This window comes from Bacillus sp. RC252 (genome assembly GCF_044909215.1).
Classification (GTDB): domain Bacteria; phylum Bacillota; class Bacilli; order Bacillales; family Bacillaceae_G; genus Bacillus_A; species Bacillus_A mycoides.
Map to the genome: position 1 here is coordinate 60291 of NZ_JBIYDV010000003.1, position 12318 is coordinate 72608.

General features: G+C 37.7%; 11 protein-coding genes. 2 read left to right on the forward strand and 9 right to left on the reverse strand.

Annotated elements, in window-relative coordinates; genetic code table 11:
• Positions 1–22: 22 nt before the first annotated feature.
• The 6 genes from hemL to hemA are packed head-to-tail and all read right to left on the reverse strand — an operon-like array spanning position 23 to position 6204.
• Positions 23–1312, reverse strand: a complete 1290-nt coding sequence (hemL, locus tag ABH960_RS05420; RefSeq protein WP_002138492.1) for a glutamate-1-semialdehyde 2,1-aminomutase — start codon at positions 1310–1312, stop codon at positions 23–25.
• A complete protein-coding gene (gene hemB / locus ABH960_RS05425) occupies positions 1312–2301 on the reverse strand; it encodes a porphobilinogen synthase (protein WP_404443422.1) in 990 nt (329 codons plus the stop codon). Before hemB ends, hemL begins: the two co-directional genes overlap by 1 nt.
• Positions 2302–2321: 20 nt before the next feature.
• Entirely contained in the window at positions 2322–3074 is a 753-nt protein-coding gene (hemD, locus tag ABH960_RS05430; protein ID WP_404443425.1) for a uroporphyrinogen-III synthase, read from the reverse strand.
• Between the two features lie 2 nt (positions 3075–3076).
• The gene (hemC, locus tag ABH960_RS05435) at positions 3077–4006 is read right to left on the reverse strand and encodes a hydroxymethylbilane synthase (RefSeq protein WP_002034194.1); all 930 of its coding nucleotides are present in this window, start codon (positions 4004–4006) and stop codon (positions 3077–3079) included.
• 15 nt (positions 4007–4021) lie between these two features.
• On the reverse strand, positions 4022–4855 hold the full coding sequence (locus ABH960_RS05440) for a cytochrome c biogenesis protein (protein WP_002015354.1): 834 nt from the start codon (positions 4853–4855) through the stop codon (positions 4022–4024).
• A 17-nt stretch (positions 4856–4872) separates the two neighbouring features.
• Positions 4873–6204, reverse strand: a complete 1332-nt coding sequence (gene hemA / locus ABH960_RS05445; RefSeq protein WP_002034196.1) for a glutamyl-tRNA reductase — start codon at positions 6202–6204, stop codon at positions 4873–4875.
• A gap of 417 nt (positions 6205–6621) precedes the next feature.
• On the opposite strand from hemA, the gene ABH960_RS05450 reads away from it, so the two are divergent.
• Together ABH960_RS05450 and ABH960_RS05455 are read left to right on the forward strand one after the other, a co-directional pair.
• Positions 6622–7074 carry a MarR family winged helix-turn-helix transcriptional regulator gene (locus ABH960_RS05450; protein ID WP_002015350.1) on the forward strand — a complete coding sequence of 151 codons (453 nt, stop codon included), beginning with the start codon at positions 6622–6624 and terminating at the stop codon, positions 7072–7074.
• A 2-nt stretch (positions 7075–7076) separates the two neighbouring features.
• On the forward strand, positions 7077–7493 hold the full coding sequence (locus ABH960_RS05455; protein WP_002015349.1) for an organic hydroperoxide resistance protein: 417 nt from the start codon (positions 7077–7079) through the stop codon (positions 7491–7493).
• Positions 7494–7528: 35 nt separating this feature from the next.
• Here the strand turns inward: ABH960_RS05455 and yihA are convergent, their stop codons facing one another.
• The 3 genes from yihA to lonB form a co-directional block, all read right to left on the reverse strand.
• Positions 7529–8125 carry a ribosome biogenesis GTP-binding protein YihA/YsxC gene (gene yihA / locus ABH960_RS05460; RefSeq protein WP_002088829.1) on the reverse strand — a complete coding sequence of 199 codons (597 nt, stop codon included), beginning with the start codon at positions 8123–8125 and terminating at the stop codon, positions 7529–7531.
• Complete coding sequence (gene lon, locus ABH960_RS05465) at positions 8122–10452, reverse strand: endopeptidase La (protein WP_002067361.1); 2331 nt, start codon at positions 10450–10452, stop codon at positions 8122–8124. Before lon ends, yihA begins: the two co-directional genes overlap by 4 nt.
• A gap of 185 nt (positions 10453–10637) precedes the next feature.
• Complete coding sequence (gene lonB, locus ABH960_RS05470; protein WP_002034202.1) at positions 10638–12308, reverse strand: ATP-dependent protease LonB; 1671 nt, start codon at positions 12306–12308, stop codon at positions 10638–10640.
• Between the last annotated feature and the right edge of the window lie 10 nt (positions 12309–12318).

Genomic DNA, 12318 nt, shown 5'->3' on the forward strand with positions numbered 1-12318 from the left:
GAAAGCGATTTTCTCTAAGAAATTATGCTTTTAATTTTGACATTGCAATTTCGGCCGCTGCAATTGTCGCCTCAATATCTGCATCACTATGTGCTGTCGATAAGAATAAACCTTCAAATTGAGAAGGTGGTAAAAATACACCTTGTTCTACCATTTCACGATAGTAAGCTGCAAAGAATTCTAAGTTTGAAGATTTTGCTGCATCATAATTAATAACTTGCTCATCCGTAAAGAAAATACCAATCATAGAACCTGCACGATTAATGTGATGCGGGATATTATGCTTTTCAGCTGCCTTACGTAGTCCAGCCTCTAATATTTCTGCTTTACGCTCAAATTCCACATATGATTCTGGCGTTAACTGCACTAACGTTTCATAACCTGCTGTCATTGCAAGTGGATTACCCGATAATGTTCCAGCTTGGTAAATCGGTCCGCTTGGTGCAACTTGACGCATAATCTCTGCCTTCCCACCGTATGCTCCTACCGGCAAGCCACCACCGATTACTTTACCTAAACAAGTTAAGTCAGGAGTTACACCGTAATAACCTTGTCCACAATTATAAGCAACACGGAATCCTGTCATTACTTCATCAAAAATAAGTAGTGCACCGTTTTGCTCTGTCACTTCACGAAGTCCTTCTAAAAACCCTGGTTGCGGGGGAACAACACCCATATTCCCTGCCACTGGTTCTACAATTATACAAGCGATGTCATCACCGAATTGTTCGAAAGCATATTTTACACTTTCTAAATCGTTATACGCTACTGTAATCGTATTTTTCGCTACACCTTCTGGTACACCAGGGCTATCTGGTAAACCTAGCGTTGCTACACCCGAACCTGCTTTAATCAATAAAGAATCACCATGACCGTGATAACAACCAATGAATTTCAAAATTTTGTTACGTCCAGTGTAACCACGAGCTAAACGTAGTGCACTCATTGTCGCCTCTGTTCCAGAGTTAACCATACGCACAATCTCAATTGATGGTACACGCTCAATAACAAGCTGCGCTAATTTATTTTCAATTTCTGTTGGTGCACCAAAGCTTGTTCCTTTTTCAGCAACAGCTTTTAAAGCCTCAACAACACGATCATTCGCATGACCATGAATTAAAGGTCCCCACGATAATACGTAATCGATGTATTCATTCCCATCGATATCATATACTTTAGAGCCTTTTCCGCGCTCCATAAACAGCGGATTCATACCAACAGACTTAAAAGCACGAACAGGGCTGTTTACGCCTCCAGGCATTAAATTTTGAGCCTCTTCAAACGCCGCAATCGACTTATCAAATTTTTTCATTATTTAGCGCCTCCTTCTTGTAACCATCTTGCTGCATCTTTTGCATGATACGTAATAATCAAGTCTGCTCCTGCGCGTTTCATGCTAATTAATTTCTCAAGTACAACTTCTTTTTCATTAATCCAACCATTTTGCGCTGCTGCTTTAATCATCGAATATTCACCACTTACGTTATAAGCAACGACTGGTAAGTTAAAGTTATTTTTCACATCACGAACGATATCTAGATAAGAAAGAGCTGGCTTTACAATTAAGAAGTCGGCCCCTTCCATTACATCTGATTCTGCTTCACGGAATGCTTCCATACGGTTCGCTGGGTCCATTTGATATGTTTTACGGTCACCAAACTGCGGTGCACCGTGTGCTGCATCACGGAACGGTCCGTAAAATGCTGATGAATATTTCACAGCGTACGACATAACTGGTACGTGCGCCAAACCATTTTCATCTAATGCATGGCGAATTGCTGTTACAAATCCGTCCATCATGTTAGATGGTGCAATAATGTCTGCCCCTGCTTTCGCTTGACTTACAGCTGTTTTTGCAAGAGCTGCAAGAGACTCATCATTTAAAATAACGCCATCTTCAATAACACCGCAATGACCATGGCTTGTGAATTGACATAAACATGTATCTGCAACTACTACTAGCTCTGGGAACTCATCTTTAATTTGCTTAATTGCACGCTGTACAATTCCATGCTCACAATATGCCGATGATCCAACTTCGTCCTTTTCAGCAGGTAAACCAAATACAATAACAGAACGAATACCTAAATCAACGACCTCTTGCATTTCAGCTTGCAATAAATCTAAAGACATTTGATATACGCCTGGCATAGAAGGAACTTCATTACGAGTATTTTCTCCTTCTAATACAAAAATAGGGTAAATAAAATCTTCTGTATGTAAAAATGTTTCACGTACAAGCGCACGCATGCCCCCGCTTTGTCTTAAACGACGATGACGATTAAATTGTAAAGAATTCATAGATTTCTATCCCCATTCTTTTATTTTATAGATTCACAAATGCATTGCAGTAATGCTTCTACAGTGTACTCTTTTGGCACAATAACATGTGGAAAATAGAGGTTCGCCTCTTTTTCCGTAATAGGCCCTATACAAGCAATTGTACATTTTTTCGTCCATTCTCTCCAGTTTGTACCCTCAAGTAAACGAACAAAACTATCAACAGTTGAAGGGCTCGTAAATGTAATAATATTTACTTCTCCTAATTTCAATGCTGTTATAAGTTCTTGTTTTTTCTCTACATTCACCTTCGTACCATATACAATTAACTCATCTAGAAAAACACCAAACTCCCTAAGTTTAACCGGGATTACATCTCTTGCTAAATTCCCTTTCGGAAATAAAATACGCTCGTTTCCACTTAATTCTTTTAGAAACTCTTCGGCAAATGTTTCTGCAACAAACGAGGTCGGAACAAAATGAACTTGATAGCCCCTTTTTTCTAACTCTAATTTTGTTTTCACGCCTACCGCAGCGATTTTAATAGTTAATGGTATTTTTGTTTCTAAACCATCTAGAAAAAAAGCTACACCATTTTTACTCGTAAAAATAACCCAGTCATACGAATGTAGTTGCCTTGTTATACGTTGAATTTGCCTATGAGATGTGCCTTTCATACGCAAAAGCGGAATTTCCAATGGAATTCCGCTCCTTTCTTTCACTGCTACACTCATTTGTTTCGCTTGATGCTGGGCACGTGTAATCAATAATGTTTTGCCAGCGAGAGCGTTCATATTTATTGTTGCTCCTTATTTGCAGCAAGGATGAGCTCTTTTGCTCCTTGTTTAATTAAACGGTCCGCAGCCTCTAATCCAACTTGCTTCGGATCATTGCCTACTACTATCTCTTTCAATAAAACAGAACCGTCCATAGAACCGACAAGCGCTGTTAATTCGATTGCATCATTTTCTTTAAGAGTTGCATATCCAGCGATTGGAACTTGGCATCCACCTTCAAGTTTATGAAGAAATACTCGTTCAGCAGCCACTGTTCTTTCTGTTACTGCATCATTAATATGCGCTAACAACTGAAGTAAATCCGTATCATCCTCACGACATTCAATCGCTAATGCACCTTGTCCTACGGCTGGTACACATAACGTTTCATCTAAATGTTCTGTAATAACTTCTCCGTCCCAGCCCATTCTCTGTAATCCAGCTGTCGCTAAAATAATTGCATCGTAATCTTCATCTTTTAACTTACGTAAGCGTGTATCGATATTCCCACGAATCCATTTCACTTGTAAATCTGGTCTCGCAGCTAGTAGTTGTGCACTACGTCTCAAACTACTCGTTCCTAAGATCGCGCCTTCTGCTAAGTCTTTAAACGATTCTCCGTTTTTAGAAATAAAAGCATCACGAGGGTCAACGCGCTTTGGCGTACAACCAATCGTTAATCCATCTGGAAGTACAGCTGGCATATCTTTCATACTATGTACAGCCATATCAATTTCTTTCGTAAGTAACGCATGTTCAATTTCCTTTACAAATAAACCTTTTCCGCCTACTTTTGAAAGAGTAACATCTAAAATAACATCACCTTTTGTGACGATTTCTTTCACTTCAAATTCATATGGTAAACCAAGCGCTTTTAATTGATCAATAAACCAATTAGTTTGTGTTAATGCTAGTTTACTCTTTCGTGAACCTACAATAATTTTGCGCATAATTCTCTCTCCTCATTATAAATACCAAAAGTGGAAATTAGATAAACTGCTTAATAGAAAAATGTTAACTAGCATTACGAGAAATGCCCCGATATTCCACTGCACAATTTTCTTACCTTGCAACACATCTGCCGCTCGTAAATATAAGCCCACGCAATATACAAATAGAACGACAAAAGACCCAATTACTTTCGTATCATACCAATGGAAATTATCCAATTTTGTATATCCCCATATGCATCCTAATATAATTGCTAATAAGAAAAACGGAACAGAAAATAAATTTAATCCGTAAGACATAGATTCAAGCTTCGGCAAATTTCCTAATCTTCTTAATCTCGCATTCCACTTTTTCTTTTTTAATAGTCGGTATTGCAATAAATACATAATAGAAAAAATAAACGATACAGTAAACGTTGCATAAGAAATAATCGCCATACCGACATGCACGTATACAAGTTCTGAAACTAGTTGCTCTGCAAGTACTGGCGACATCTTCCCGAGCGGTGTAAAAATAGAAAAAGCGCTTACGCCAAATGCTACAACATTTGTAAAAAAGACTAAAAAGTCAATACGCATAAATCGATTAATGACTAATGACATCGTAATCAATAACCAAACATAAAAATAAATCCCTGATAATAAAGTTAAAATAGGATTCGTTTCTGAATCTGTAGCCCTAAGCAACATAAAGATAGACTGCAGAACCCATACAATCGAAAGTAACCAAAAAGCAAAGCGGTTCGCCTTTCGGTTACTTTGGAAATAATCTATAAAATATAAACTAATGCTACAAGCATATAAAATAATTGCAATATGATAAATAATACTGTTATTTAAAAAACTCATCCGATCATCCTTCCAAGTTATAAAGATGGAACGGATGGTGTCCACGCTCTTTTATGTTCTACTTCTTCCGTATTTCCCGCTTCTTCCACTTCTAAATCAAAAATCTTCGCAAATAAAGCTAATTTTTCGCCAGCTCCCTCTTCAACAGCTAATTCTTTAGCTACTAAAATTGGGTCTTTTAACAATTGGTTAATAATACTTTTCGTATGTTTACTAATTACTTTTTTCTCACGATCACTAAGGTTTGGTATTTTTCGCTCAAGGCTTTCCATCGTATCACTTTGAATTGCTAGCGCTTTATCACGAAGAGCTGATATTAACGGTACAACACCTAGCGTACTTAACCACGTTTTAAATAAAACCATTTCTTCTTCAATCATAAATTGAATTTTCTCTGCTTCTTTTAAACGTTCAGCACGGTTTGCTTCAACTACACCTTGCAGATCGTCGATATCATATAAGAAAGAGCCTTCTAATTCATCAATCGCCGGATCAATATCACGTGGTACTGCAATATCAACCATAAATAACGGACGACCAGAGCGCATTCTCTCTACTTTTGTCATCATTTCTTTCGTAATGACATATTCTGATGCACCCGTTGAACTAATTAAAATATCCGCTTCTAATAATGCACATTGCAATTCACTTAAAGGCTTTGCATGTCCCATATATTTTTCAGCCATCACTTCCGCTTTCGTAAGCGTCCTATTCATAACCGTTACTTTACGAGCTCCACTTCCGTATAAGTTTTGCAGTGCAAGTTCACCCATCTTACCCGCACCAAGAATAAGTACATGACAATCTGTTAAATCGCCAAATATTTTCTTTCCGAGCTCAACAGCAGCATAACTAACAGACATCGCACTTTCACCAATCGTTGTTTCTGAGTGCGCACGTTTTGCTAACGTAACCACTTGCTTAAACAACTCATTAAAAATTGTACCTGTCGCTTTTACTTGTTGTGCTTCTAAAAAGCTATCTTTTATTTGACCTAAAATTTGCGTCTCTCCAACAACCATAGAATCCAAACCGCATGTTACGCGGAATAAATGATCTATTGCGCCATCTTGTTCAAAAATAGACAAGTATGGTGCGACTTCTTCTATTTCAAGCTGAAACCAATCAGCTAAAAACTTCTTAATGTAATACCGTCCCGTGTGTAATTGATCGACAACAGCGTAAATCTCAGTGCGATTACAAGTTGATACAATGACATTTTCTAGCACGCTCTTTTGGTTTTGTAATGTAGTCATTGCTTGCTCTAGCTCTGCTGCCTGAAATGTGAGTTTCTCACGAAATTCTACAGGGGCTGTTCGATAATTTACACTAACAACAAGAATATGCACGCAGCATGTCCCCCTTCACCCGTTTTATCACTTTATCTACTATCATAATACAACTTTCCTCTTATGAATCTGACAATCGTGTGAACAACTGATTATTTTTTATTTATTCTCCATATGTAATAAAGGAGCTTCAGTAAGATTAATAAAGAACTTTCTACTTTATAATAATTATAAAATAATAACTCTATTTGTACGTTACCAAAAAAAGTCCTCATAATCAAGTGATGGAAACTATTCCATATTAATTATAACATCATCTTTTCTATCTTCTTTCATCATGAAGGAAAATATGTATGATTGTTCCAAAATATAGTACTCACTTTCTCGATGCAATGCATTTGACATTGTATTTCTTTTTCGTTATATTGGTTTTACAAAATTAAATTGTGCACAACTTAAAAATATAAGGAGTTGCCTATGAAAGAAAATCCTTTGCATCTAGATAACCAACTTTGTTTTTCTATTTACGCTTGTTCTAGAGAGGTTACCCGTTTTTACCGCCCCTATTTAGAAGAAATGGGCATTACGTATCCCCAGTACATTACTTTACTCGTACTCTGGGAACAAGACGGACTAACAGTGAAAGAAATTGGAGAACGTCTATTTTTAGATTCTGGTACTTTAACACCTATGTTAAAACGGATGGAATCATTAAAACTTGTACAACGTGTTCGTTCAAAAGAAGACGAGCGAAAAGTTTGTATTGAATTAACAGAACAAGGTAAAGATTTAAAAGAAATAGCTTGTTCATTACCAACAACGATGGCTACAAATTTAGGAATTACAGAGCAAGAATATCATTCTTTATTAATCCAATTAAACACATTAATTGAAACAATGAAAAAAATTAATGACAGAAAAGGGGAATAAACATGGATAAATTATATACTGCTTCAGTAACAGCAACAGGTGGAAGAAACGGTAAGGTAGTTTCAGATGATGGCATATTAAATCTTGATGTAAAAATGCCAAAAGCACTAGGTGGCGCAGGCGGAGAAGCAACAAATCCAGAACAATTATTTGCAGCTGGTTATGCGGCTTGCTTTGATAGTGCATTGCAACTTGTAATTCGTACAAAACGTATGAAGGTGGAAAGTACAGAAGTGACTGCACACGTTTCTATCGGTAAAGATACAGATGGTGGTTTCGGACTATCTGCTGTACTTGACGTACATGTTGCTGGTGTTTCTCATGCCGAAGCACAAGAACTTGTAGAAGCCGCTCACGGTGTATGTCCTTACTCTAAAGCAACAAGAGGAAATATTGAAGTTACATTAAACGTACGCTAAAAGTTTAGTAAATAAAAAAAAACGCGCGACATTCGTCACGCGTTTTTTGTTTTTGTCATTTTATGAATTGCTTTCCATGCTTCTTCTTTTCCAAGTCCTGTTTCAGAAGAGAATAGAACGATTTCATCGCCAATTTCAACAGCAAGCGTTTCTTTTACAACTTTTAAATGCTTTTGCCATTTCCCTTTCGGAATTTTATCGGCTTTCGTTGCAATAATAATTGTTGGGATTTCATAATGCTTTAAGAAATCATACATCATAATGTCATCTTTTGTTGGTTGGTGACGTAAATCAACTACTAATACAGCTGCGTCTAATTGCGTACGTGTTGTAAAGTAAGTCTCAATCATTCTGCCCCATGCCGCGCGCTCTGTTTTAGATACTTTCGCATATCCATAACCTGGGACGTCAACAAAATGCATCATTTCATTGATTAAGAAAAAGTTCAGCGTTTGCGTTTTTCCTGGTTTAGAAGAAATACGTACTAACTTTTTACGATTTAAAATTTTATTAATAAAGGAAGACTTCCCGACATTAGAACGACCTGCTAAGGCAATTTCTGGTAAATCACTGTCTGGATATTGTTCCGGTTTAACGGCACTAATTACAATATCTGCTTTTGTTACTTTCATTGTTTCACTCCTACTAATGCGTGCTCCAATACTTCGTCTAAATGAGATGCAAGCACAAACGTAAGGTTTTCTTTTACGCTCTCTGGAATATCATCTAAATCTTTCTCATTTTCCGCCGGTAAAATAATTTTTGTTAATCCCGCGCGGTGAGCACTTAATGTTTTTTCTTTCAAACCACCAATCGGTAATACACGACCACGAAGTGTAATTTCACCTGTCATACCAACTTCTTTACTTACAGGAATACCTGTTAGTGCAGAAATAAGTGCCGTTGCCATCGTAATACCTGCTGACGGTCCATCTTTTGGAACTGCTCCTTCTGGAACATGAATATGAATATCGTTTTTCTCATGGAAATCCGGATCAATATGAAGTTCTTCTGCACGAGAACGAATATAGCTAAACGCGGCTTGTGCGGATTCTTTCATAACATCCCCAAGTTTCCCTGTTAAAATTAATTTCCCTTTTCCTGGCGCTACAGACACTTCAATTGCAAGTGTATCGCCGCCCGCTGCTGTGTAAGCTAAACCTGTTGCCATACCAACTTGGTCTGTTTTTTCAGCTTGACCATAACGGAATATATGCTTACCAAGTAAATCAACAATATTTTTCTCTGTTACAACAATGCGCTTGCGTTCTGCTGTAACGATAATTTTTGCTGCTTTACGGCAAACTTTTGCAATTTGACGCTCTAACGTACGAACACCAGCCTCGCGTGTATAATAACGAATAATTTCAAGAAGCGCTTCATCACGTACTTGCAAATTACCTTTTCGCAAACCGTGCTCTTTTAATTGTTTCGGCAATAAGTGCTCACGAGCAATATGCACCTTTTCAAGTTCTGTATAACCAGCAATCGAAATGATTTCCATACGGTCAAGCAATGGGCCTGGAACACTTGCAAGTGTATTAGCAGTTGCAACGAACATAACTTTCGATAAATCATATGGCTCTTCAATGTAATGATCACTGAAGTTATGGTTTTGTTCTGGATCTAACACTTCAAGTAACGCCGCTGATGGGTCTCCCCTGAAATCGTTAGACATTTTATCAATCTCATCTAATAAGAAGACTGGATTAACTGTTTTCGCCTTTTTCATACCTTGAATAATACGTCCTGGCATCGCTCCTACATATGTACGACGGTGACCACGAATTTCAGATTCATCACGCACACCACCAAGAGAAACACGTACAAAATTACGATTTAACGATGTTGCAATAGAACGTGCTAACGAAGTTTTCCCAACCCCAGGAGGTCCTACTAGACAAAGAATTGGCCCTTTTAATGAATTCGTTAACTTCTGTACAGCTAAATATTCAAGTACTCGCTCTTTCACTTTTTCAAGACCATAATGATCTTTATTTAAAATTTCTTCCGAATGAGTGAGGTCAATCATATCCTCTGTTGCTGTTGTCCATGGGAGAGCTAATAACCAATCAATATAATTACGAATGACACCACTCTCAGCAGAACTTACAGGTAATTTTTCATAACGATCTAATTCTTTCAGTGCAGCCTGCATTGTTTCTTCAGGCATTCCTGACTGTTCAATTTTCTCACGAAGTTCTTCAACTTCCCCGCCCTTGCCTTCTTTATCACCAAGTTCAGTTTGAATTGCCTTCATTTGCTCACGTAAGAAATATTCTTTTTGCGTGCGCTCCATTGAACGTTTCACTTTTTGTCCAATTTTCTTTTCTAGGCTAAGTAACTCTTGTTCATCTTGAATAATTGAAATAAGTGTATGTAGTCGTTCTTTCACAGATACAATCTCTAAAATCTCTTGTTTCTGCTTCGTTTTAATCGGTAAGTGAGAAGCAATTAAATCAGCTAGTCTTCCCGGTTCTTCTACATCAGCTACCGTTGCAAATGTTTCATTTGAAACTTTTTTCGAAACTTTAATATATTGTTCGAAATGCTCCAGTAACGTACGCATAAGAGCCTTCTCTTCTAAATCATCTTCTACTTCTTCCGTTACCGTTTTAATAGAAACTTGCACTATATTTTCTTCTTCGATAAACTCTACTACTTCTGCTCTATGTAAACCTTCTACAAGGACACGAAGCGTACCGTTCGGCAATTTTAACATTTGCTTCACTTTCGCCACTGTACCTACACTATATATGTCATCTTCTTTCGGATCGTCGATATTCATTTCTTTTTGCATTGCTAAAAAGATGATATTTTCATCCATTGCCGCCTGCTCTAGTGCTTGTATCGATTTATCACGTCCTACATCAAGATGCAGAACCATCGTTGGATATACGAGAATGCCTCTTAATGGTAGGAGGGGCACAATTCTTTCATTCGTATTCATACTAGACATAGCACCTCCATAATAAATTAAACTCCTGTTCAACTATTTTATATTACAATACATCTAGATGCAATTGCAGAGATTCTTCGCAATTGTTAATCCCCTGTTTTTTTGTGCCTCACGAAAAGAAAAAAGACTCCGCTTAAGCATACAAACTTAAACGAAGTCTGGCAAATTTTTATTATTGTATATTCTCACATTGATTGTGCATCTGTTTCGTCCAAATCATTATGTGCATCAAGCTCACGATGCATATTTTCCTGCATAAATGTTAATTCAAATACTTCTTTTAATTTGCGAACAGGAATGATCTCAATTCCCTTTATTGTATACAAAAATGGTTGCATGTTTTCAGCCGGAATGATGACTTTCTTAGCTCCCGCTTTTTTCGCAGCTTTTATTTTTGCGTACACACCACCAATAGGTTTCACTTCTCCGTGGATACTTATCTCACCTGTCATCGCTACTTCATTATTCACATACGTACGATGCACTGCTGAATAGACACCTGTTGCCATAGCAATACCTGCTGAAGGACCATCAATCGGGATACCACCAGGAAAATTAATATGTATATCATATCCTTCTGGCAACACATCTAGAGAACGAAGTACTGTTAACACATTATCAACAGAACCTTTCGCCATACTTTTTCGACGAATCGATTTCGTTTGATTTCCAATACTTTCCTCTTCTACAATTCCAGTGACATTTACTGATCCTTTATCTTTCGCAGGAATAGCTGTTACCTCAATTTCTAATAACGCACCTGTATTCGGCCCATATACAGCAAGCCCGTTCACAAGACCGATTCTCGGAATTGGATAAATACGTTTTTCGTACTTTGGTGTAAGCTGACTAGAATGAACAACCCACTCAATATCTTCATCTTTAATGAAAGGTCGTTCTTCATTTATCGCCATACCAGCAGAAATTTGCACGAGATTAATTGCTTCTCGTCCATTTCTTGCATACATTCCAATCATTTCGATACCGTTCTCACCTACTTGCATCTCCACTTTGTCAGCTGCATTTTTCGCTACTTTTTGAATTTCTTCTGTATCTAACTCACGGAAGAACACTTCTAAACAACGCGACCTAATTGCAGGAGGAATTTCCTCTGGTGAACGTGTCGTTGCACCAACTAAGCGAAAATCTGCAGGTAAACCTTTTTGAAAAATATCATGTATATACGTTGGAATCATCGAATTTTCTTCACTATAATACGCACTTTCCAAAAATACTTTCCGATCTTCTAACACCTTTAGCATTTTATTCATTTGAATTGGATGTAATTCACCAATCTCATCAATGAACAAAATACCACCATGCGCATCTGTTACAGCCCCTTTTTTCGGTTGCGGGATACCCGCTTGTCCCATTGCACCTGCTCCTTGATAAATAGGATCATGCACTGAACCAATTAATGGATCCGCAATACCACGCTCATCAAACCTAGCTGTCGTCGCATCAAGTTCGATAAATGTTGCATTTGTACGAAATGGAGATTTCGGATTTCGTTTCGCTTCTTCTAATACAAGGCGTGCTGCCGCTGTCTTTCCGACACCTGGCGGACCGTATATGATCACATGTTGCGGATTAGGACCACAAAGAGCCGCTTTTAACGACTTAATCCCGTCTTCTTGCCCTACAATGTCTATAAAGGATGTAGGACGTACCTTTTCCGCAAGCGGCTCTGTTAAAGAAACCTCACGCATTTTACGAAGCTGCTCTAATTCTTTTTTCGATTCTCGATCAATTGAAACTTTTTGTGTTCGCTGATTTCGAAGTAAATGCCAAAAATACAATCCGACAATTACGCCAAAAACAAGTTGAACAAGTAAAAATATATTTGTCCAGCTCATAATTCATTTC